We start from the raw sequence: 23,401 nt of genomic DNA on the forward strand, positions 1-23,401 counted from the left end.
GGGTTACACCGTTCGCGAGTCCGGGGTTCGCGCGATGATCCAGACGGCGTGCACGATACCGGGGATATAGCCGAGAAGCGTGAGAAGTATGTTGAGCCAGAAGTGCTTGCCAAAACCGACCTGCAGGAACACGCCGAGCGGCGGCAAGAGGATGGCGACAATGATGCGGATCAGGTCCATTACGGCCTCCTTGAACATGTGTCAGGTGTTACTGATCAACAACCATCGGCTTGCGTGGTTCCCTTGGGCAGAACTGCGCGGTGGCAGGAGTGTGTATCTGGACGCCGGAACAGGTCGGATGTAGCGTCGCGCCGGATCGCAGGTTGCCGCCGAAGGGAGAACTGATGACCGTGTCGCGAGAAACCGCCTTATCTTTTGACCTTTTGGCGCCGCCCAAGGGATTTGTCGAAAACCCGTTTCCTTTCTACGACGCGCTGTTGGAGCATGCCCCTGTGCTGTGGCAGCCGGACGGATCCGTACTGCTGAGCCGGTATCGTGACCTCGACCGCATCTACCGCGACACAAAGCTGTTTTCTTCGGATAAAACCGTCGCCTTTGCGCCGAAATTCGGGAAAGGCTCGCCGCTATACGAGCATCACACGACCTCGCTGGTCTTCTCCGATCCGCCTTTACATACGCGCGTCCGCAAGATCATGACCTCAGCCCTGACACCACGTGCGATCGCACGGATGGAGCCCGGCCTTGTCGACACGGTCGATACGCTGCTGGACGACATGGCAACGAAGGAAGATGTGGATCTGATCGAGGATTTCGCATCCACCATCCCGATCCAGATAATCGGGAACCTTCTGGACGTTCCAATGGACGAGCGCGGACCGTTGCGGGACTGGTCATTGGCGATCCTTGGTGCGCTCGAACCGGCCTTGACCGAAGAGCAACTGGCCGAAGGACACCGCGCGGTGGAGGACTTCAAGCGCTATCTCGAGGATCTGGTCGCGCGGCGGCGCGCGCAGCCGGGAGATCCCGAAACAGACGTTCTGACGCGCCTGATCCGGGGTGAGGGTGCTGATGCGCAACTGAGCGAAACGGAGCTGCTCCAGAACTGCATCTTCATCCTGAATGCCGGGCACGAAACGACAACGAACCTGATCGGCAATGGCCTGGCACTGCTGAATGACCACCCCGAGGCGCGCAGACGCCTGATGGACGAGCCGACTTTGATGCAATCCGCCGTGGAAGAGATCCTTCGCTTTCGTTCGCCGAACCAGTTGGGTAACCGCGAAACGACCGAAACCGTCGAAATCGGTGGCGAAGACATTCCGGCAGGAACCAACCTGCACCTGTGCATTGGCGCGGCCAATCGCGACCCTGACCAGTTCGACAGCCCAAAAGAGTTCGACATTGCGCGCAAACCGAACAAGCACCTCGCATTTGCAGGTGGTCCCCATGTCTGTGTCGGATTGACCCTTGCGCGACTTGAAGGTCGGATCGCGCTGTCGCGCTTCCTCGCAAGATATCCCGACTATCAATTGTTGCGGGGGCGGGTCCTGGGCGGACGAATACGTTTTCGCGGATATGCGGAGCTTCCTGCGCAGCTTTCCTGAAAACCGGCGACGCGAAATGTAGTAACGTAACTGGACGTCAAGTATGTCGGCCGGTTGTCTTCTGCGTCGTCCGGTGACAGCATGACGTCATGAGTTCGAGGCGCGAGTTGGCGGGATGGGCAAGAATACCGGAGCCGATGGCGAAAAGGGCAAGCGGAACACGTCGTTGAGACTTGACGTCAAAACGCTGAAGGCCCTCAAGATCAGAGCCATCGAGGAGGGGACGAGTGTCCAGAAAATCGTTGAGACGCTGGTAGAAGACTATCTCGGTACGTCGCGGAAAAAGTGAGCGAAACAAATGTCAGCGCGACAAGAAATGCTGGTTGTTCCGGGGCGCATCGAAGCCGGAAAGATATGGTCGGACAACGGCTTGCGACTGCTTCTTGAACCGCTGAAGGACGAGGGGGGCTTTGTTCTTCTCGACGATTTCGACCAGAGTTTGCAGAAATCGGGCCGGGCATTGCTTGAAATTGGCGGGGAACTCCTGCTCTTTGCAGCCGATGGCTCAGTGTATGATCAGGCAACCAAGGCCTCAGGCGGTTTCGTCGCCGAAATGACACCCGGTCCTGTGCGCAAACGGCTTGGCGATATTTCTCCACTGCGAGCATTGCTGGAGGTCGCGTCAGGTACCGCTCAGTCACAGCAGGCGGCATTGCTGGATGATGAGGACAAGACCCAAGCGCGAGCTGCGATCCGTGTTCTGTCGGCGGCGGAAGGTGAGGTCACGCTGGTCACCGTCGAACTCATGCGCGGCTACGACAAGGCGTTCGAGACGCTTCGAGCGTCGCTCATCGCTCGGGGCGCCACGGCGCAAACAGGCACCATTGCTTCGAAACTGGCACCCTCATTGAAGCCTTACGTATCGAAACCTGCAATCCCCCTCGATGCCGGTCAGACTGCCCATGACGTGGCGGTTACCATCATTCGCGCGTATCTGGAGGTCGCACGCCGCAACGAGGCTGGCACGATCGCCGATCACGATACCGAGTTCCTGCACGACTACCGGGTTGCCCTGCGCAAGATCCGCTCGGTTCTGAGCCTGTTCAAAGGTGTCTTTCCTCACGAGCAGACAGTTCATTTGAAAAGCGCGTTCTCCGAATTGATGGCGCCGACCGGTCCCTTGCGTGATCTGGACGTCTACTTGCTGGAGAAAGACGCCTATTTCGAACTGCTGCCGGACAGCCTTCATCGTGGGCTGCGCGACATGTTTCGCACGTATCAGAAGGAACGCGACGCCGCACAGCAAAGAATTGCGCGGAGGTTCCGGTCGAAAGCTTACGCCGACCGCATGGCAGAACTCGAACAGGCATTTTCCGAGGAGGACTTGTCGCGGGGCGACAAAGCCGATTTGCCTGCTGCTCAATATGCCAGGGCGCTAATCTGGAAACGGTACCGCAAGGTGTGCAAGATCGCCCGCGCTATCGATGATAGCACTCCGGACGAAGAGGTGCACGAACTGCGGATCAGCTGCAAGAAACTGCGCTATCTTATCGAATTCTTCGCCCCGCTTTTTGCGGCAGAAGATCTCGCCAAGGTTTTGAAACCGCTTAAGAAATTGCAGGACAACCTGGGTCTTTTCAACGACTACTCGGTTCAGCAAGAGGCATTGCGCAGCTTCGTGAAAACGCATCGCAGTCGCGACCGCGCTACAGATACGGAAGTTGCTCTTGCAGTGGGCGGGTTGATAACCGTGTTGCACAAGCGGCAACTGGACGAGCGTGCGCTTGTCACAGCAAGATTCAAACAATTCGACAGCGACGAGGTGCGCGAAACCGCGCGCACGCTGTTCCATGTCACGGAGGGCTAAGGTGGAAGTCATCGCCTGCTACTCGAACAAAGGCGGGGTCGGCAAAACAGCGACCTCAGTCAACCTGGCCCATGCTCTCGCCGAAGGCGGGAAACGCGTGCTTTTGTGTGATCTCGACCCGCAAGGCGCGTCGAGTTTCTATTTCAGGGTAAAGCCCTCCAAGAAACTGGACGAGGCGCGTTTCTTCGAGGATGTCGCGCGATTCACCAAGGCCATCCGTGCGAGCGATTTCGAACGGTTGGACATTCTGCCCGCGAACATGAGCTTTCGGGATTTCGACGTTTTCCTGGCCCGGATGCGCAATAAGCGGTCGCGCCTCAAGAAAGCGTTGAGCGCGGTCGGCAATGATTACGATGTTATCGTGTTGGATTGCCCGCCGAATATTTCGGCCCTCTCCGAGAACGTTTTCAAGGCGGCCAACCGGATCATCGTTCCCGTGATTCCGACGACTCTCTCTGCGCGAACGTTCGAACAATTGGTCGAGTTCTTCGACGAGCACGGGTTGCGCCGTCGAAAGCTGGCGCCGTTCTTTTCGATGGTGGAAACGCGCAAGTCCCTGCATACCGACACGATGAAAGAAATGCGCGCACGGTATCGCAAGCTGTTTCTCGAAAGCACAATTCCATTCTCGGCGGATGTGGAGCGCATGGGGCTGAAACGCGCCCCGGTGCGCAGTTATGCTGCCAAAAAACCAGCCGGGCGTGCCTATGCCGCCCTTTACAAGGAAGTTTTGGGCAGCGGGGTCAAATGATGGGGCAGGAGATCGAACGCAAGTTCCTGGTTCGGGAAATGCCGGACCTCGCCGAGGCCAATTCGGCCGCAATCCGCCAAGGTTACCTGACGACGCCGGGCGACTCGGTTGAAATGCGGCTTCGCCAGAAAGGCGCACGGTATTTCCTGACGCTCAAGGGCGAGGGAGGTATTGTCCGGCGCGAGGAAGAGGCCGAGATACCGGTGGCCGTTTTCGAGACCTTCTGGCCGGCGACCGAAGGCAGGCGCGTTGAAAAAACACGCCATACCGGCGCTTTGGCCGATGGTCTATTCTTTGAATTGGACGTCTTCGAAGGCGCGCTGAAAGGGTTGAAGCTCGTCGAAGTGGAATTTGCAAACGAGACGGCTGCCCGCAACTTCAGCCCACCCGACTGGTTCGGCGAAGACGTTAGTGAAGATGGACGCTACAAGAACCGGGCACTCGCGATCGACGGTCAACCCTGACGGGCCAGAGTAAAGGTTGCCTCAAACCCCGGCGACAGGCAGCGCGGTTCGAACTTGCCGCCGTGCATGCGGGCAATCGCCGCCACAAGGGCGAGACCCAAGCCCGAAGACCCATCGCCGCGAGACGGGTCAAGAGTGACAAAGGGTTGCTCGAGTTTGTGCAGGTCGCTTTCGGGCACGCCGGGGCCAGCATCGGCTACAGCCAGTCGCACATGCTTGTCCGTGCTTTCGGCCCGCAAGGAAATGGTCGAGCCGTCGGGTGCGTAGCGCAACGCGTTCTCCACCAGGTTCGAAAGCGCTTGGGCCAAGAGAGCCCTGTGTCCCGGCAGGACCGTGTCTTCGGCGGATACGTCCAATGCAATGCCACGCTCGGCCGCAACGGGTTCGTAGAGTTCGGCCACGTCCTGCAGCAGCCGTGCGGGACGGACCGGCTCAAACTGGTCGCGACCAAGCCCTGCCTCGGCTCGCGAAATGGCCGTGAGCTGGGAGAGTACCTTGAGCAGGTGATCGACTTCGGCCAACGCGCGCGTGCCATCGGTTTCGCGGGTCTCGGGCGAAAGCGTTGCATCGGCAAGTGTTTCGATCCGCTGGCGAAGCCGCGACAGCGGCGACCGCAAATCATGTGCGATGGCGTTGGATGTCGTTCGCAAATTGCTTACCAGTTCCTCAATGCGATCCAACATCTCGTTCAATGTACCGGCCATCTGGTCTATCTCGTCCCCCGTGCCGCGCAATGGAATACGTTGGCTGAGGTCGCCGGAGACGATCTCTCCGGCTGTAAGGGCGGTTTCCTGAAGCCGCGAAAAAACGAGACGGGTCAGCAGACCACCGGTCAAGAGGCTGAGCACGGTCGCCGCCAGCAGCGCAAGACCCATAGTACGAAGCAGAACCTGCTCGAATTGGCGCCGGGCGCTCGCGTCGCGCCCGACCAAGAGCCGTTCTCCACCGCGTAATTGCAGGGACGCGGCCGAAATCGGAACCGTTTCGCCAGAGGCGGTTCGGATAAGGTCCAGCTCAACCCAACCACTGCCGGGTTCCACGTCAGGCGGCCAGCGTAGCATGTTGCCTGCCAGCACCGTCCCGAAGCGGTTCGTCAGTAGGTAGAGCGCATCGCGGCGTTCCGCATCGACTGCGCGCCGTTCGATCGCGGTGATGAGACCAAGAACACCCAGGCGCTCGTAATCGTCTTCCAAACCCGCAAGTTCGGCTTCGACGACCGACCGGGTTTCCGCGGCGATGGTCCGGTTGGCGGTTACATAGACGAGTGCCAAAACGGCCGCCGCCAATACGGTGCTGAGAAGCATGGCCGCAAGGACCAACCGTGTGCGGGCGTTGCGCAGCACGTCAGGCGTCGCTCATCATGTAACCCGCGCCGCGGACAGTTTCGATCAGGGGGGACTCCGAGTTGTCTCCGATCTGGCGGCGCAGCTTCGAGATATGTACGTCCACGATGTTGGTGCTCGGATCGAAATGATAATCCCACACGCCTTCGAGCAGCATCGTTCGAGAGATGACCCGGTTCTTGCGGCGCAGGAAATACTCGAGGATCTGAAATTCACGCGGTGTCAGCGTGATCTCGCGTCCGGCACGGGTGACCCGGCGACGCAGCAGGTCCATCTCCAGATCACGGCATGACAGCAAAGCCGTCTCCTCGGCCTCTTGCGGTCGGCGTAGCAATGCCTCGATCCGCGCATGCAGTTCCTGAAAAGAAAAGGGTTTGACGAGGTAGTCGTCAGCCCCCGCACGCAGGCCTTTGACGCGTTCGTCGACCGCGCTCATTGCGGTCAGCATCAGGACCGGGGTGCGCATTCCGGCGGCGCGCAAGGACTTGATGAGTGCAAGCCCATCCAAACCAGGGAGCATCCGGTCCAAAACAATAGCGTCAAAGGAGCCATCGGTTGCGAGGTAAAGCCCCTCGCGCCCGTCGGTGGCGGCTTCAACGGCGAAACCCTCTTCGGCGAAACCCTTGGCGACGAACTCGCGGGTTTCTGTGTCGTCCTCAATGATCAACAGGCGGCGGCTCATCTGGCTCGATGTCTCCTTTCGGCATGGGGTATAAGGCATGCGCCAAGGCGTTGCACGTGGGTTGCGACGCAAGGGCCGGGCACCCCAAAAAAGGGCGCCCGGCGACCCGGCCGATGCCGGGCTTGCGCACCGCCCACTCCCCACGGGCGGCGGGCTTCGGGGTCAAGCGATCCGGACAGGTATGAAGATCTGGCTGCCGCCGCGCTTGACAAGCAAAAGGGCCGGATCGGTCGGTTCAGTTTGCAGCGCATCTTTGAGCGCCTGCGGGGACGGCGTTGCCTGGCTGCCAAGCTTGACGATCACATCGCCCGGGCGAAGGCCGGCCTGCTCGGCAGGGCTGCCCGATTTCAGCGACATGACGACCACACCTTCCGTCGATGCGTCTACACCGGCTTGGGCGCGGGTATCAGCCGTGAGCGGCGCCACGGTCACGCCAAGAGCCTTGCCCGAAGCGAGTTCTTCAACGGTTTCCTCGACCTCCATCGCCGCCTTGAACGCGCCGACCGTGACGGTAACCGTCTCTTCCTTGCCATTGCGCAAAACAGAGATATCGGCATTTTCTCCGGTATCTGTTGCACCCACAAGTCGCGGTAGATCGGAGCTGGAGGTGACGGACTTGCCGCCAAATGACAGGATAACGTCGCCTGCCTTGAGCACACCCTCTGCTGGGCTACCTTCGACCACCTCGGAAACCAACGCGCCTTTGGCACCATCCAGCCCAAGCGCCTCGGCAATGTCGGGGCTTACATTCTGGATAGAGACCCCCAGCCAACCACGGTCAACCTTGCCATCGTCGAGCAGATCCTCGACCACCTCGTCGAGGATGTTCGAGGTCACCGCGAAACCGAGGCCGACAGAGCCACCGGTGGGAGAGTAGATGGCTGAGTTCACGCCAATCACGTCGCCCTGCATATTGAACAATGGGCCACCGGAATTGCCCTTGTTGATGGCGGCGTCCGTCTGGATGAATTCGGCATAGGGGCCCTCGGAAATGTTCCGGCCCTTGGCCGAGACGATGCCGGTGGTGACGGTCTGGTTAAGGCCAAACGGATTGCCGACGGCAAAAACATCTTCGCCTACGCGGATCGCATCGCTGTCACCCAACTCAAGCGCGGGAAGGTTGTCGGCCTCGATGCGCAGCAGCGCCAGATCGGTCAGCGGGTCCGTGCCAATCACCTCGGCGTCGAAGCTGCGGTCATCCGACAAGCGTACGGTCACCTTGTCAGCGCCTTCGACCACATGGTTGTTCGTAACGATCAATCCGTCCGCTTCGATCACGAACCCGGATCCCAGCCCCTGGCGCGGTCCCTGCTTGGGCATCGGCATGCCCTCGGGCATGCCGAACTGGCGAAAAAACTCACCGAAGGGGTGGCCTTGCATGTCTGGAACCTGTGCAGGCTGCGATTGCGCGGTCTGCGTCGCCAGGATGGTAACGACCGATGGCGCGACCTCTTCGACCAGATCGGCAAGTGCCTCATCCGCCAAAGCGGGTAGGGCGGTGCTCGACATCAGCACAGCGCCAAGCGCGGACGCACCCAGCCAGTTTTTCGTTTGCATGCTCATCATGGATCTCCTTGGTCCTTTTGTCTTGGGGTGCCTGTCCCCAAGCTTGAACGAGGAGATAAAGGGTGAACCTGACAGCGCGCTGACCGCGGGATTAAGAAAGTTTAATCTTCGATGTCCGCGCCACGCCACCAGCGGTCGATTTCTTGGGGCGTGATCCGATCTGCAAGTCCCAAACCAACAAGTGCAGGTGTGCCATCCTTTACCGGCCGCAGTTCGACGTGATGGCCTACAACATGCACTTCGGTGCATCCGTCAAGGCCAGGAACGATCCCCTTGAGCCGGTAGAGGTCAGAGGGGCGAGCCGCGAGTTTATCCCATAATGCATCGCGTGAATGTGCGGAGACTTTATCGGTCGCCCAATGGCAATAGGCCGGGTGCGCGTTTGCAGGCCTGGATCGGAGAAGGGGGGTAAGGCCGAACAGCAACGGCGCAAGCCCGCCGCCTGCTGGGAGTCTTTGTGGTTCTGTCAGATGATGCGCGGCGAGTGCGCCCCTGAGGCTATCTGTCAGATCACCCTTTGTCAGCAAGAGCAAATCGGCCACGGCCATCTGTTGAGCTACCTGAGGTGCAATCAGTGGGTCCGACAGCAGGCCGGTGGCGTTTTGTGCATCCACCAGCGTGACGATCCCGGCATAGGACAGATCAGGTTCTGCCTTCGCCGCGTTCGCAATTGCGGCCGGATCGGCAATGCCGCTCGCCTCGATTACCAGATGATCGGGCCTCGGGTCGCGGTCGAGCGCGTCGCCAAGGGCCAGGAACAGATCGGCGCCCATCGTGCAGCAGACGCAGCCGTTGGTCAGTGCGATGGTATCGTCGCCTTTCGCGGCGATCAGGGCCGCGTCGATGTTGATGGCGCCAAAGTCATTGACCATCACCAGAAGGCGCAGCCCGTGATCCTCGGCCAGCAGACGATTTATGAGCGTCGTTTTTCCAGCACCGAGGTAGCCGGAAATGACTGTCAGCGGCAGCCGCATCATACCAGGTGCAAACGTCCACCGGAGACGGTGCCAAGCACCGGAACGTCCTTCAGTCTCTGACGTCCGACAGCGGTGGGGTCGTCGCCCAGAACGGCAAAATCCGCGATCTTTCCCGTTTCAATGGAGCCGATTTCGTCATCGAGCTTCAGGGTGTAGGCCGCACCCAGTGTAATCGCGTAAAGCGCCTCGTTCACGCTGATGCGCTGCGCATCACCCAGTGTCCGGCCTGACATGGTTTGTCGGTTTACGGCACACCATGCGGTGAACAGTGGTCCCATGGGAGTAACAGGAGCATCGGAATGGATGGCGACGTTCACGCCCTCGTCCAGAGCCGATCGGACCGCGTCCATCCGCTGCGCGCGATCCTCGCCAATGGTCAGGGCGGCATGCTGATCTCCGAAGTACCAGATATGGTTGGAGAATATGTTGGTGCAAACGCCCATATCCGCGCAGCGCCGGAACTGATCGACGCCCATCATCTGGCAATGTTGCAATACATGACGCGCTCCCGGCCAGGGATGCTTTTTTCCCGCTGCTTCGATTGCGTCAAGTGAAACGTCCGACGCCTCGTCGCCGTTTACGTGGATATGCATCTGTACACCGTGTTTCTGCATCGCCTCGCAAAGGGCATGAATCGTTTCGGGAGGTGTGTTCCATATCCCATTCGGCTGGCCGCCGACATAGCCCGGCCATTTGACTCGTGCGGTCCAGCCCTGGATCGACCCGTCAGTCATCAACTTCACCGCGCCCATTCGCAGTTTATCGGTGGATTTGGCGCGTAGGGAGAGTGCTCGGAGAGCGATTTCATCGGGGTCGTGTCCGACCGTTCCGAGGGCAGGAACGATGCGGACAGCGAACTCGTCGTCACCCGTCACGCGTAGAAGCGTGTCGAGGTCGGCATCCTCCATCTGCGAATAAAGGTCGGTCACCGTAGTGACACCAGCGTGCTTGCATACGTCGGCGTAGGCGCGGATCGCTTCTTCTTTCTGGGACAGGCCACGGAAATCCACGCCGGTGCGGCGCATGACCGGGAACATCGCCGCCATTTCCTGCAATTCGCCGGTGGGCTCGCCGTCCGGCCCCTTCACCACGCCCTCGACATTGGTTTGGCGATTGTATCCTGCCATCTCGAGCGCCGTGGAATTGGCGCAAAGCAAGTGAAAATTCGAATACATGATCACTACCGGTCGATCATCTGCGATCCGGTCGAGATGGTGGCGATTCAGGCGTTCGGTAGGCAGGAAAATCGGGTCGAACCCCCAGCCGATTAGTGGCGCGCCTTCGGGCAGGTCCGAGGCCTGCTTACGCAACCGCTCCACCACTGCGTCGATATCCGTCATTCCCTTGTGCCATTTGCCTCGTGGATCGATGCGGTCATGATACCCGGCATAGGCGAAGTTCCACATCGCGCCGGCCATCATATGGGCGTGGCCCTCGACGAAGCCTGGCATGAGAACCGTATCTGCAAGGCTTTCATCATGTGCGACCTCGCCCCAGGCATCGGCACAGTCGGACCCACCCACCGCCAAGATGCGACCGTCCCGAACCGCGACATGCGTGGCCTCTGGACGGCTGGGGTCCATCGTGATGATTTTTCGGGCCCGGAATACTGTTATCGCGGCCATTGGGTCCTCCCGGTGTTTTCAACACGGGTAACGCAGGTGAAACCCGTGGGAAAATGGATTTACTGTGCAGCAAAGATCGGCAAAATGTTGTTAGCCATGCATTTCACACTCAAACAACTCCGCTACCTCGATGCCGCGCTGCGGTGTGGATCGATTGCCAAGGCCGCGAGCGAGATGAATATCTCGCAAAGTTCGATAACCGCTGCCATTGACCTGATCGAGCAGACTATCGGGACTGATCTGTTTCGCCGTATCCCGGCCAAGGGTATCGTGCCGACGAAAACAGGGCTGGAGGTCGGCGAACGGGTCAGCGCCTTTCTCGACCAGGCACGGGTTTTCGAGTCCGACCTCATGTCGATCGCCGGTGACCCGACCGGTACTTTGCGGCTGGGCTGCTATGCGCCGACGGCGCCTTACGTTTTGCCACCGATCTTGAGCCGGATCGCACAAAAATACCCTTCGATCAGGATCGAGTTGACCGAGGGCGACATGGAAAGCATAGCCACCCATCTGGCGACGGGTGCGGTCGATGTCGCGTTGACCTACCGGGCAGGGCTTGAGGTCGATCCACCTTTCGACTCGCTTTTTCTGGCTCACCCTTGGGCGCTATTGCCGGTGAACTCGCCCTTGGCGGAACGTGACGAGGTGAGCCTGCATGATCTCGCACCATTACCGATGATCCTGCTGGATTTGCCAAATACCGAGGATTACTTCCGCGCCCTGTTCGAGAACGAGGGTCTTACGCCGAACGTGGTACATTCGACCCGGTCAAGCTCGGTCCTGCGTGGCCTCGTGGCCAGCGATTTCGGGTATTCGATCTTGAATATCTGCGGTCCAAACGATCGTGATGGACGAAACGGTTATCGCGCTTTGCCAATCATCGAAGACGTGGCCGCGCCGGAATTCGGTGTAGCCTATCTTGGCCCGCTTCACGGATCAGCCATTGTCGAGGCGGTGCGCAGTATCGCCGCGGAACTGACAACGCAGGGAGCTTTCGAGCCGATACTCATGCCGCCACGCATTCTGGCATCGACCAGAAAGTGCATTGAATAGATCTTTCCGACACAGAAAACGCTGTTTTCTGCGGGATAGGCCACGGCTAGCCTCTTCTGAAAGCTGAAAAAGCCAACCGGGAGAGCATAATGAAGATGATGACGAGACTGATGGGGGCGGCAGCCCTTGTTGTGACCGGACTGGCAAGCGCGCCGGTCCATGCCGAAGGGGGTACGCTTGTAATCGCGTCTACTCAGGTGCCGCGCCACCTTAACGGGGCGGTGCAGTCGGGAATCGCGACCGCAGTGCCTTCGACACAGATTTTCGCCTCGCCGCTGCGGTATGACGAGAACTGGGAGCCGCAGCCGTACCTCGCCGAAAGCTGGGAGGTCAGCGAAGACGGCCTGAAAGTCACGCTCAACCTCGTTCAGAACGCGACCTTCCACGATGGTGAACCGGTCACGTCGGAGGATGTGGCGTATTCGCTGATGGTCACGAAGGAAAACCACCCTTTTGCATCCATGTTCGCGCCGGTCGAGAGCATCGACACCCCGGATGAGCATACAGCCGTCATCAATCTCAGCCAGCCGCACCCGGCGCTTTTGCTGGCCCTGTCACCGGCGCTTGCTCCGGTTCTGCCAAAGCACCTCTTCGACAATGGCGAAGATCCCAAGTCAAATTCCTTCAACTCTGCGCCGGTCGGTTCAGGACCATTCATGCTGGAAGAGTTCACAGCAGGCGAAGCTGTCGTTCTCAAGAAGAACCCGAATTTCTTTATCGACGGTCGGCCCAAACTCGACGAGATCATCATTCGCATCATCAAGGATCCTTCGGCCCTGCTGATCGCGATGGAAAATGGCGAGGCCGACCTGTATCCGTTCATGGCTGGCAGCCAGGAAATCAAACGCCTTGAAGGCGCTGACCATCTGAGCATCACCGACCAGGGCTATGCTGCGGTCGGTCCGATCAACTGGCTGGCCTTCAACACAACCTCGGAAAAGCTCAGCGACGTCCGAGTTCGCCAAGCCATCGCTTACGCGGTTGATCGCGACTTCATCACCAAGGCCCTGCATCGCGGCGTTTCCGCGCCCCAGCGCGGCCCGATCATCGAAAGCTCACCGTTCTTTGACGAGTCGATCCCCAGCTACGATGTCGATCTCGACAAGGCCAACGCTCTGATGCAGGAGGCGGGGTTCGGTGATGGAATGGAACTGACCATCGACTTCATCCCCGGCCCGAAGGAGCAGCAGCAATCTGTTGCCGAATACATGAAATCGCAGCTCAAGAAGATCGGGATCGACGTGACCGTGCGCGCTGCGCCGGATTTCCCGACTTGGGCTGGCCGGGTAGGTGGACATGATTTCGAACTGACAATGGACGTGGTGTTCAACTGGGGTGACCCGGTCATCGGCGTCCACCGGACGTATCTCTGCTCGAATATCCGTGAGGGCGTGATCTGGTCGAATACCCAGCAGTATTGCAACGAAAAGGTCGATGAACTGCTCAATGCAGCCGCGGTCGAGCAGGACGATGCCAAGCGCAAGGAGATGTATGGACAGTTCCAGCAGATCGTTGCCCAGGATCTGCCGATCTACTGGATCAACGCGCTGCCTTACCACACTGCCTATGACAAGAAGCTCTCGAATGTCCCGACAGGTATCTGGGGCACCATGCATCCGATGGACATGGTCGACTGGTCCGAGTGATCCTTGAAATCCGCCCCGTTCCGGTTCGTCCGGTGCGGGGCCAATCCCGGGGGCAGCGGGCATGAGCGGCAGTTTCTTGTTACGACGCGTCTTCTATGGCCTTTTGCTTATGCTCGGGGTCGTGGTTCTGAACTTCCTTCTCATCCGTATGGCACCGGGCGATCCCGCTGTCGTGATCGCGGGTGAGATGGGCGGTGCGACCGAAGAGATGCTGGAGAGCATTCGCGAGGAATACGGCCTGAACAAGCCGGTGCTCGTACAGCTTGGAATATACATCGGCAATGTCGTTCGGTTCGATCTTGGCGAAAGCTTTTTCTTCAACCAACCGGTCACGACCTTGATCGGACACAGGATCGGGCCGACGATCCTTCTCGTCGTCACGGCGCAGCTCATGTCAATCCTGCTAGGCGTGTTTCTGGGCGTCATCGCGGCCCGCAAACCAAACGGTCCTATGAGTGCCTTCGTTTCGGTCTTTGCGACGATCGGCTACGCCGTACCCGTTTTCTGGACCGGGATCATGCTTATCATCCTGTTCGCAAGCGTATTGCCCGTCTTTCCCGTAGAGGGCATGCAATCGGTCAAGCTGCGGGATGCGAATGTCCTGGTGAAAGCATTGGATGTCGCGCACCATCTAGTCTTGCCCGCTTTCACCCTGGCGATCATCTATCTCGCCCAATATGCACGCCTGTCCCGCGCTTCCATGCTTGAAGTTCTGGGGTCAGACTACATCAGGACAGCCCGCGCCAAGGGGGCTTCGGAGCGCTCGGTGCTGTTCCGCCACGCTTTACGCAATGCCGCCCTGCCGATCCTGACGGTTGCCGGCTTGCAGTTTGGCAACCTGATCTCTGGCGCGCTGCTGGTCGAGACGGTGTTCAACTGGCCCGGAATGGGGCGCCTGGCTTTCGACTCCATTCTTCGGCGGGACTACCCGACGATCATGGGTGTGCTTTTCTTTGCCTCGTTCATGGTGGTCGTTGCGAATATCCTGACTGACCTGAGCTACAGGCTCGCCGATCCGCGGTTGCGGGGAAAGGGCTGACATGCGCGCAACCAGTGTCGATACCAAGGGGCGAAACCTGCCGGATGGCGCGGCGACCTACAAGGCGGAAAGCCCGGCGCGCGAAGCATGGCGCATGTTTCGGCGGAACCTGCCCGCGCTTGCGGGAACCGCCATTTTGGCCGTGATCGTTCTGGCGACGTTCTATGGCACGTTTTTCTATACAGGCGATCCCTACGAGATCGTCTGGGCCCCGCATGAGCGCCCCTTTACCACTCCGGAGTTCCCGCTTGGCACGGATTATCTTGGTCGCGATATCGTTGCGGGATTGTTGACAGGCGGGGGGCCAACACTGGCGGTCGGGCTTGCCGCGGCCTCTATCACGATGGTCATCGGTATCTCGCTGGGTGCGCTTGCCGGGTATTATGGCGGTTGGGTGGACAACCTGCTCATGCGTATCACCGAATTTTTTCAGGTGCTGCCGGCGCTTCTTTTCGCGATGGTGCTTGTCTCTCTCTTCTCGCCGTCGCTGTTCACGATCGCCATGGCCATCGGGGTGGTCAGTTGGCCACAGACAGCGCGCCTTACGCGGGCCGAGTTCCTGAAGATAAAGGAGCTGGAATACGTCACCGCCGCGCGCGCGATCGGGGCAAAGAACGGTCGTATCATCTGGAAAGTGATCCTGCCGAACGCGGCGCCGCCGCTGATCGTTTCGGCGACGCTGACCATCGGGGTGGCGATCCTGTTCGAGGCGGGGCTTTCGTTTCTCGGGCTCGGTGATCCCAATGTAATGAGTTGGGGCCTCATGATCGGCGCAAACCGCGAGTACATACTCGACGCGTGGTGGCCGGTGACCTTTCCGGGGCTCGCGATCTTTTTGACGGTCTTTGCAGTCTCTTTGATCGGGGACGGTCTGAACGATGCATTCAATCCCAAGCTGAGGGGCCGATGAACGCGCTTCTGGAAATAGAAGATCTGCGCGTCACTTTTGACACGCGGTATGGAGAAGTCACGGCGCTCGATTCCGTGTCCATGCATGTCAATGAGGGTGAGACGCTTGGAGTGGTGGGCGAGTCCGGTTGCGGCAAGTCTATCACTGCCCTGTCGGTCATGGGGCTGATCCCACAACCCCCCGGCAAGATTGCCGGCGGAGCTATCCGGTTGGCGGGCGAAGATCTGACCAAGGCGGGCCCGGCACGTTTGCGCTCTCTCAGGGGGGCCGAGGCGGCTATGATCTTCCAGGAGCCGATGACCTCGCTGAACCCTGTGTTCACGGTCGGCGACCAGATTGCCGAGGCGATCATGCTGCACCAGAAGGTCAGCGCCGATCAGGCGTTCCGCGATGCGGTTGCGCTATTGGACCGGGTCGGAATTCCCAGCCCGGACAAGCGTGCACGGGATTTTCCGCACCAGTTGTCGGGCGGTATGCGACAACGGGTGATGATCGCTATGGCGGTCTCGTGCAGGCCCAAGGTCCTCATCGCGGACGAGCCGACGACCGCGCTTGACGTGACGGTCCAGGCCCAGATCTTCGACCTGCTCAACGAAATCCAGCGAGATTTTGGCGCGGCAATCATCCTCATCACGCATGACATGGGTGCGATCAGCGAAATGGCCGATCGCGTGGCGGTCATGTATGCGGGCCGTGTCATAGAGCAGGGCAGTGCAGACGATGTGCTGGATTTCCCGCAGCATCCCTATACCCGTGGGCTTATCGACTGCATCCCCGCCCTTGGACGCGACGATCACAGGCTTGCCGAAATCCCGGGAGTTGTGCCTCCATTGCACCTTTTGGGGGATGGCTGCGCCTTTGCTGCGCGTTGCGCCCATTGTGAGGCACGCTGCGAGACCGAGAAACCCGTTCTCGCGGCACATGGCCATCATCCGGCGGCCTGCCATGCCGTCGAGGAGGGGCGGATATGAGCATGCTCATGGATGTGCGCGGTCTGACAGTGCGCTTTGCCCTGCCGAAACCGTCGATCTTTGCCGAGAGGCCCCACCTAGAGGCAGTACGCCAGGTCTCCTTCACCCTCAGGGCCGGGCAGGCTCTGGGAATTGTTGGCGAGAGCGGATCGGGGAAAACCACGACAGCCATGGCTGCCATACGCCTGACCGAGGCGGCGGGCGGGAAGGTTCTGTTCGACGGCGATGACCTTCTTGCGCTTGATGATGAAAACATGCGCCAACGTCGGCGTGACATCCAGCTGATCTTTCAGGATCCTTATTCTTCTCTCAACCCTCGCGCGCGCGTAATGGACATCGTGCGCGAACCGATGGACCTCATGGAGATTGGAACGCCGGACGAGCGCGTGGAACGGGTCAAGGAATTGTTCACTCTCGTCGGGTTGCGCGAGGACCAGTTGAACCTGTTCCCGCACCAGTTCTCGGGCGGGCAGCGCCAGCGGATTTCGATTGCGCGTGCGTTGACCACCAATCCAAAACTTCTGGTGTGTGACGAACCGGTTTCAGCGCTCGACGTGGCCATCCAGGCCCAGATCCTCAATCTTCTGGCGGACCTGAAGGATCGTCTAGGTCTGAGTTACCTGTTCATCAGTCACGACCTGGGCGTGGTGCGCCATGTCTGTGACGAGGTTGCCGTGATGTATCTTGGCAAGATCGTCGAGCAGGGGCCGACGGAGGCCTTGTTTGCCGCACCTCAGCATCCTTACACGCAGGCCCTATTGGCCGCTGCTCCATCACTGGCACGTCGCAAGTCAAAGGGGTACGTGCGACCGCTCAAAGTAAAAGGGGATCCGCCGAGCCCGATCAACCCGCCACCGGGCTGCGCCTTTGCAGAACGTTGCCCCAAGGCGCAAAGCCTGTGCCGGGAAAAGGCACCCGAGTTGGAAAACCACGGGTCATTGCAAGTCGCTTGCCACTTTCCCGGACCGCCAGACGTGGCGTGAGCCTGCAAGAATCGACATTTTTGATGAAATTGTAGAATGATTCGAGGAAAACACTGCTGGTATTGCCCTCGAGCGCGGAAATAATGACCGCATGCCGCCTTGATTGGTTCCACGTAAGGCGACAATTGTGGCGAAAACAGGGCAACGCTGAACCGGCCGGTATGCGAAATGTGGCGGTGAGCACTGTTCTCCGGGGCGAAACAAACCCGGACATGGCGCAGCCTCCACAACCTTGAGTGTCGACATGATAGTGAAGCAATCAAGGGAAAAACACGACGATGCACGCGTTCGGCGTGGAAACAATGTTCGCGCTTAGGTGGAGTGGCTGGAGTGTTCGGCAATCGAGCCTACCTCTAAGTTGCCGCAATCCCGCCAGTTTTCAGAGATTTTTCACTTTGCCGGTGATCTGGCGAGGAGTATTCATGGATTAGCCCAACTGGGGGGCGATGTTTGCTGGTCACGGGGGCGACCGCACGATTTGCATCGAATCTCGATGCGAGGGGATTGAAGTGCACGTGCAGGGGCTGCTCTCTGCACCGGTCGCCGCCCCGAAGCGTGTTTGACGCGCTTCGGAACGTGTCCTTTGTGCTGAATCTCTCTCCTCGCCTTGGGCGTGAACGGGTGCATTTCGAGGTGGTCGCTTTTCGTCCGGTCATCGCGCCTTGGTGGTTTGGGGGGTAGCCGCGGTTAGGCGGTGTGGCACGGTCTGTGCCGAAAAGGAGAGTGTGATGGCGACGAACTTTGACAATCCGTATTCGGCCAACCTGATTGGTCTTTGGGATTTCCGCACGAATTTCGAGACCAATGATACCGGGCTTGATGATGGCATCGCCCAGGACGGAACCCCCGTGGACTCGCCGGATTTTTCGGCTGGCTGGATGTTCACGGGTGCTGGCGACAGCGACAGAATGGATATCGACGACGGCGATGACGAGCCCTTCGATCTCGATGAGGGAACGATAATCGCGTCATTCCGGCCGTTCGGCTTCGGGTCCGCCGTTGCCTCTGGTGGGTCGCCCACACCCGGTAATCAGACAGTTGTCAGCCGCGGTGTCGAGCAAAGCGCAGGACAAGCGGAAGATCGCGGCTTTTTCGAGATGCGCGTAACCCCCGAGGGCCGGGTCGAGGTTGTGCACCGCGACGGTGATGCGGAGCAGGTTTTCGGAACCTCGGATGGTTTTTTCAACGACGGCGACGTCGTGACTGCGACCTATACCTTCTCGTCGGAAGGGACGCAGACATTTTCGGTCGTGAACGAGACGCAGGGCACTTCCGAACAGATGAGCGGTGAAGCACCGGGGCTGACGCTCGACATTGCGGAAGAGACCGAGCAGAGCTTCTCGCTCGCTGCGCGCGAAGCGACGGATGGCAATTTCGACCAGAACTTCTTTGGCGGCATCGACTATGTTGCGGTTCTGGATGCGCCCGTGAATGGAGGCGGCCTGAACGGCATCGTTGACGGCACTCCGGGTGATGACGATATCGATCTGGGCTATACCGGTGACCCAGAAGGTGACCGGATCGACAACATGGATGCGATCGACCCGTCGGCGAATCCCAACGACGATGTTGTGAATGCCGGCGACGGCGATGACATGATCGACGGTGCCGATGAGGATGACGATATCTACGGCGGCGGTGGCGATGACACCGCGACAGGTGGGCCGGGGGATGACCTGATTGATGGCGATGGCACGGCGCCCGGTGCAGGGACCGTGATCCGTGAAGCGTTTCTCTGGAACGAAGGGCCGATTCAGAACGACGGTGTCACGTACCCCGATGGTGAGGACCTGAGCGGCGGCGTCACCCAGGATACTGGAAATGCCAATGTCACGTTCAGCGTACTGACCGGCTCGCCCGGAACCACGACCGAGTTCGACACTGTCCCGCAGCACACGAACCAGATCGATACGGATGGTCCGGGTGCGAACCCGGCGAGCAGCCTCAACTCGGTTCTTGATGGCCCCGGTACCGCCACGGAGTACCAGCTTGAATTCGACCGTCCGGTCACCGACGTATCGTTCCGCATCAACGATATTGACGGAAGCGCCGGTGTCCGCGTGACGGCGTTCGACGAAGCGGATAACCCGATCACGGTGAACCTCGGGGCAGGCCCACGCGTCATGCTTTCGGACACAGACGCGGTGCCGGGTGCCGACACCGGTGTCAGCACCGGCGGCTTCCAGGACCCGATCGGCGAAGACTATTCGATGCTCGTGACAATCCCGGGGCCTGTGTCTCGCTTCGTGATAGAGCAAGCGAATATCGGGCCCGAAGGCTCGACCATAAACGTGACCGACGTTTACTTCGACGTTGCGCAACCGTTCACCGGAGGTGGTGCTCCCGGAGATGACAGTCTCGACGGTGGCGACGGCAATGATACCCTGATCGGTCGCGAAGGCGATGATACCTTGACAGGCGGTGAAGGACAGGACTCCGTCGACGGTGGAGACGGCGATGATCTGATCGAAACCGGCCGCGACCCGCTGACCGAGCTTCCGGACCGCGGGTTCCCGTCATATGACGGGCTGCCGGCAGTTCCTGCGGATCCTGACGTCATGGACGACCGTGACACGGTCGATGGAGGCGATGGTAACGATACGATCTCGACAGGTGACGACAACGACATGATCACCGGCGGTGCCGGGATGGATCTGATCGACGGCGGACTTGACGATGATACCATCGATGGCGGAACGGGTGACGACACGCTTATCGGCAGCGAAGGTGCCGACAGTATCATCGCGGGCGATGGCGCCGACGTTGTGTATGGCGGTCTCGATCCCAGCTTTCCGGACCGTCTCAACATCCGTGACGATGGCAGCGATGGCCGTCCGGCCGACCCAGAAACCACCAATGGTGACGACACAATCGATGGCGGCGCTGGCGACGACACGATCTTTGGTCAGGATGACACCGACGTAATCACTGGCGGCGAAGGTGATGACCTGATCGACGCGGGTATCGACAACGACATCGTGGACGGTGGCACTGGGAACGATACGATCACGGGCGGCCACGGTGCAGACCTGCTCGCCGGTGGCGACGACCGGGACACTTTCCTTGGCGGTGACAATGGCGATCAGGTCGACGGTGGATCTGGTGGCGATGACTTCGATACGCTGGATCTTCGCGGTCTTGGACCCATCGGTGTCATCTACACCTCGCCGGATGAGGAAGACGGCATCGCGGTGATCGGTGACACCGGCGGGGTCGTGACCTTCGAAGAGATCGAGACCGTCCTTATCGATGATCCGCTGGAGCCGGACGGAATTGTCGAAGGCACGTTCGACGATGACATAATCGACCTGGCCTATGACGGCGACCCGAATGGTGACTTCGTTGACAATGACGATGCCATTCTGCCCGGACAGGTTGGCGACGATGACATCATCATTGCCAAGACCGGAGACGATGCGATTCTGTCCGGTGACGGCAACGACAACGTGTTTGCCGGAGCGGGTGACGACACCGCCTATGGTGATGACGGTGACGATACGGTGCGTGGCCAGGAGGGCGACGATGTTCTCGAGGGCAATGCCGGCGATGACCAGATCCATGGCGGCGACGGTGACGACGCACTTGATGCCGGGCGGGGCAATGACACCATGTTCGGCGACGCCGGCAACGATGTCCTGACCGGGAATCCCGGCGACGATGTGCTGGACGGTGGTGATGGCGATGATACGATCATCGGCAATGACGGTAGCGATACGCTGTCCGGTGGCGCCGGGAACGACACGATCTCGACAGGTCCGGGTGAGGATGTCGCGTCTGGCGGTGATGATCGGGACACGTTCATCGTTGTCGGCCAGAACGATCAGTTCGTTGACGGCAATGAAGGCGGCGACGACTTCGATACGCTGATTGTTTTCGGTAACGCCGAGGTCGAGTACGATCCGACAAACATCGAGAACGGCACCGTCTTCTATCTCGACGATGCGGATGTCCGGACCGGCGTGACGACGACTTTCATCAATATCGAAGAAGTCATCATCCGGAATCCCCAGATCGACGGTGTTGTCGAAGGCGGCGATGGGGCTGACCTGATCGATGCAAGCTATACCGGCGACCCCGAAGGCGATGTCATCGACGGCTTCGATGCGCTGGAAAACTTCCTCGATCAGCCGATTGACAGTCTTGTTCCGTCGGACTTCTTCGAGGATCTCGGCGGCACGCCGCGAGGTGACCAGCGGGACGCGGTCGATGCCGGAGACGGTGACGACACGGTGTTCTCTGGCGCGGGCGACGATATCGTCAAGGGGCGCGGCGGCGACGACCTCGTCTATGCTGGCTTCGGCTTCGACGATGTCGCGGGCGGTGCTGGTAACGACACCCTCGACGGCCAGGAAGGCGATGACAAGCTGTTCGGTGAGGATGGCGACGACTTGCTGATTGGTGGCTTCGGCGACGATACCCTGCTGGGCGGTGACGGATCTGACACGGTTGAGGCTGGCCTTGGCCGCAACTTCGTGCAGCTGGGTGCCGGGGATGACTTGGCGACCGGTGGTGACAACGCCGATACGATCGAGGCCGGAGATGGTGCAGATACCGTCTTTGCCGGTGGCGGCGACGACTCCGTACTTGCCTACGACCCCGCCTTTACGGGGGTCGCGTCGATCGGCCGGTCGCCCGACTTTGTCGACGGTGGCGCAGGCGATGACCGGATCGGTACCGGTTCGGGTGACGACGTGGTCATGGGCGGAACCGGAAACGACGAGAAATATGGCGGGATCGGTGCCGACCAGATGGATGGCGGCGCAGGCAACGACACGATCTTTGGCGACAGCGATCCGGATACGGCGCCGCCAGCCGATATTGCCGAGGCTCTGACCCTCGAACCTGGCAACGATACACTGACAGGTGGTGACGGCGACGACGAGATCCATGGTCAGGACGGTAACGACTCGATCGACGGCGGAGGCGGAGATGATCTGCTTGCTGGCGGCATCAGCGGAGATACGATCCTTGGTGGCGCGGGCAATGACACGATCTACGGTGGTGACGCTCCGGGTGTTCCGAGCCTCGCTCCCAGCCTTGAGGACAGCATCGGTGACTCCATCGATGGTGGCGATGGCGATGACAGTGTCATAGGCAGCGACTTCAACGACACGATCACCGGTGGCGCAGGAGCCGACAACATGTCGGGTGGAGCCGGGCGCGACTTGTTCATCGGCGGCAACGACGGTGACATTGCCGATGGTGGTACCGATGGCGATGACTTCGACACGCTCGATCTGACCGGTATCGACTTTGAGATCGCCAGCCGTACTCTGGACCCGGACGGGGACAGCTTCTCGGGGACGATCAACTTCCTTGCTGCCGATGGCAGTGTCGAAGGGTCGATGGAGTACCGCGAGATCGAAGAGATCATCCCCTGTTTCACCCCCGGTACGCGGATCGCGACGCCCAAAGGTGAACGGTTGGTGGAAGAGCTGGAAGTCGGTGATCGGATCATTACGCGGGACAACGGCATCCAGGAGATCAAGTGGCTCGGCCGCCGCGATCTGGCCTCACGTGAACTGACCCGCGCGCCACATCTGCAGCCGGTCCTGATCCGTCAGGGCGCGTTGGGTGGCGGATTGCCGGAGCGGGACATGCTGGTTTCGCCCAACCACAGGATCTTGGTCGCCAATGACAAGACCGCGCTTTATTTCGAAGAGCGTGAAGTTCTTGTGGCCGCCAAGCACCTCACCGGCCTCGAGGGGGTCGATAAGATCGAGGTCGGTGAGGTCAGCTACATCCACTTCATGTTCGAACAGCACGAGGTGGTACTGTCCGACGGCGCCTGGACCGAAAGCTTCCAGCCCGGCGATCAGACGCTGGCCAGCATGGGTGATGCTCAACGTGAGGAGATCTATGAACTCTTCCCGGAACTGGCCGAGACCGAAGGTCTCGAAGCGTACACGGCTGCCCGCCGCTCGCTGAAGAAACACGAGGCGCGCCTGCTGCTCTGAGCGGCGGGCCTCGAACCTCCCCGATTTGCAGCTGCCGTGGGCGACGGGGACCCGCGGGCATG

18 protein-coding genes are annotated in these 23,401 nt (G+C 59.9%); 12 read left to right on the forward strand and 6 right to left on the reverse strand.

Features of this window, described 5'->3' with window-relative positions; all coding sequences use genetic code 11:
- Positions 1-3: 3 nt before the first annotated feature.
- Positions 4-180, reverse strand: a complete 177-nt coding sequence (locus tag ACFORG_RS19530; RefSeq protein WP_386737228.1) for a YqaE/Pmp3 family membrane protein — start codon at positions 178-180, stop codon at positions 4-6.
- A gap of 164 nt (positions 181-344) precedes the next feature.
- Between ACFORG_RS19530 and ACFORG_RS19535 the strand changes: the two genes are divergently transcribed.
- The 5 genes from ACFORG_RS19535 to ACFORG_RS19555 all read left to right on the forward strand — a co-directional run bounded on the left by ACFORG_RS19535 (position 345) and on the right by ACFORG_RS19555 (position 4,587).
- Complete coding sequence (locus ACFORG_RS19535; RefSeq protein WP_386737229.1) at positions 345-1,565, forward strand: cytochrome P450; 1,221 nt, start codon at positions 345-347, stop codon at positions 1,563-1,565.
- Positions 1,566-1,680: 115 nt separating this feature from the next.
- On the forward strand, positions 1,681-1,854 hold the full coding sequence (locus ACFORG_RS19540) for a hypothetical protein (protein ID WP_386737230.1): 174 nt from the start codon (positions 1,681-1,683) through the stop codon (positions 1,852-1,854).
- A 9-nt stretch (positions 1,855-1,863) separates the two neighbouring features.
- Positions 1,864-3,372, forward strand: a complete 1,509-nt coding sequence (locus tag ACFORG_RS19545; protein ID WP_386737231.1) for a CYTH and CHAD domain-containing protein — start codon at positions 1,864-1,866, stop codon at positions 3,370-3,372.
- 1 nt (position 3,373) lies between these two features.
- On the forward strand, positions 3,374-4,123 hold the full coding sequence (locus ACFORG_RS19550) for a ParA family protein (RefSeq protein WP_386737232.1): 750 nt from the start codon (positions 3,374-3,376) through the stop codon (positions 4,121-4,123).
- Positions 4,123-4,587 carry a CYTH domain-containing protein gene (locus ACFORG_RS19555; RefSeq protein ID WP_386737233.1) on the forward strand — a complete coding sequence of 155 codons (465 nt, stop codon included), beginning with the start codon at positions 4,123-4,125 and terminating at the stop codon, positions 4,585-4,587. The genes ACFORG_RS19550 and ACFORG_RS19555 overlap by 1 nt, the downstream gene beginning before the upstream one ends.
- Here ACFORG_RS19555 and ACFORG_RS19560 read toward each other — a convergent pair.
- The 5 genes from ACFORG_RS19560 to ACFORG_RS19580 all read right to left on the reverse strand — a co-directional run bounded on the left by ACFORG_RS19560 (position 4,578) and on the right by ACFORG_RS19580 (position 10,780).
- The gene (locus ACFORG_RS19560; RefSeq protein WP_386737234.1) at positions 4,578-5,930 is read right to left on the reverse strand and encodes a sensor histidine kinase; all 1,353 of its coding nucleotides are present in this window, start codon (positions 5,928-5,930) and stop codon (positions 4,578-4,580) included. The genes ACFORG_RS19555 and ACFORG_RS19560 overlap by 10 nt on opposite strands.
- A 1-nt stretch (position 5,931) precedes the next feature.
- Positions 5,932-6,612, reverse strand: coding sequence for a response regulator transcription factor (locus tag ACFORG_RS19565; protein ID WP_386737235.1), 681 nt, complete (start codon positions 6,610-6,612; stop codon positions 5,932-5,934).
- A 162-nt stretch (positions 6,613-6,774) separates the two neighbouring features.
- Positions 6,775-8,175: a DegQ family serine endoprotease gene (locus tag ACFORG_RS19570; protein WP_386737236.1), complete on the reverse strand. Its 1,401-nt coding sequence runs from the start codon at positions 8,173-8,175 to the stop codon at positions 6,775-6,777.
- Positions 8,176-8,279: 104 nt separating this feature from the next.
- A complete protein-coding gene (locus ACFORG_RS19575; RefSeq protein WP_386737237.1) occupies positions 8,280-9,152 on the reverse strand; it encodes a CobW family GTP-binding protein in 873 nt (290 codons plus the stop codon).
- Positions 9,152-10,780: an amidohydrolase gene (locus tag ACFORG_RS19580; RefSeq protein ID WP_386737238.1), complete on the reverse strand. Its 1,629-nt coding sequence runs from the start codon at positions 10,778-10,780 to the stop codon at positions 9,152-9,154. The genes ACFORG_RS19575 and ACFORG_RS19580 overlap by 1 nt, the downstream gene beginning before the upstream one ends.
- Before the next feature lie 84 nt (positions 10,781-10,864).
- Here ACFORG_RS19580 and ACFORG_RS19585 point away from each other — a divergent pair, with 84 nt between their 5' ends.
- The 7 genes from ACFORG_RS19585 to ACFORG_RS19615 all read left to right on the forward strand — a co-directional run bounded on the left by ACFORG_RS19585 (position 10,865) and on the right by ACFORG_RS19615 (position 23,339).
- The gene (locus ACFORG_RS19585; RefSeq protein WP_386737239.1) at positions 10,865-11,833 is read left to right on the forward strand and encodes a LysR substrate-binding domain-containing protein; all 969 of its coding nucleotides are present in this window, start codon (positions 10,865-10,867) and stop codon (positions 11,831-11,833) included.
- Between the two features lie 89 nt (positions 11,834-11,922).
- The gene (locus ACFORG_RS19590) at positions 11,923-13,479 is read left to right on the forward strand and encodes an ABC transporter substrate-binding protein (RefSeq protein ID WP_386737240.1); all 1,557 of its coding nucleotides are present in this window, start codon (positions 11,923-11,925) and stop codon (positions 13,477-13,479) included.
- 61 nt (positions 13,480-13,540) lie between these two features.
- Positions 13,541-14,518, forward strand: a complete 978-nt coding sequence (locus tag ACFORG_RS19595) for an ABC transporter permease (RefSeq protein ID WP_386737241.1) — start codon at positions 13,541-13,543, stop codon at positions 14,516-14,518.
- A 1-nt stretch (position 14,519) separates the two neighbouring features.
- Entirely contained in the window at positions 14,520-15,428 is a 909-nt protein-coding gene (locus ACFORG_RS19600; protein ID WP_386737242.1) for an ABC transporter permease, read from the forward strand.
- Positions 15,425-16,399 carry an ABC transporter ATP-binding protein gene (locus ACFORG_RS19605; RefSeq protein ID WP_386737243.1) on the forward strand — a complete coding sequence of 325 codons (975 nt, stop codon included), beginning with the start codon at positions 15,425-15,427 and terminating at the stop codon, positions 16,397-16,399. The genes ACFORG_RS19600 and ACFORG_RS19605 overlap by 4 nt, the downstream gene beginning before the upstream one ends.
- The gene (locus ACFORG_RS19610; protein WP_386737244.1) at positions 16,396-17,382 is read left to right on the forward strand and encodes an oligopeptide/dipeptide ABC transporter ATP-binding protein; all 987 of its coding nucleotides are present in this window, start codon (positions 16,396-16,398) and stop codon (positions 17,380-17,382) included. The genes ACFORG_RS19605 and ACFORG_RS19610 overlap by 4 nt, the downstream gene beginning before the upstream one ends.
- A gap of 728 nt (positions 17,383-18,110) precedes the next feature.
- A complete protein-coding gene (locus tag ACFORG_RS19615) occupies positions 18,111-23,339 on the forward strand; it encodes a Hint domain-containing protein (protein WP_386737245.1) in 5,229 nt (1,742 codons plus the stop codon).
- Positions 23,340-23,401: the final 62 nt, after the last annotated feature.

Origin of the sequence: Lutimaribacter marinistellae, assembly GCF_042648365.1 — a bacterium.
GTDB classification, from domain to species: domain Bacteria; phylum Pseudomonadota; class Alphaproteobacteria; order Rhodobacterales; family Rhodobacteraceae; genus Lutimaribacter_A; species Lutimaribacter_A marinistellae.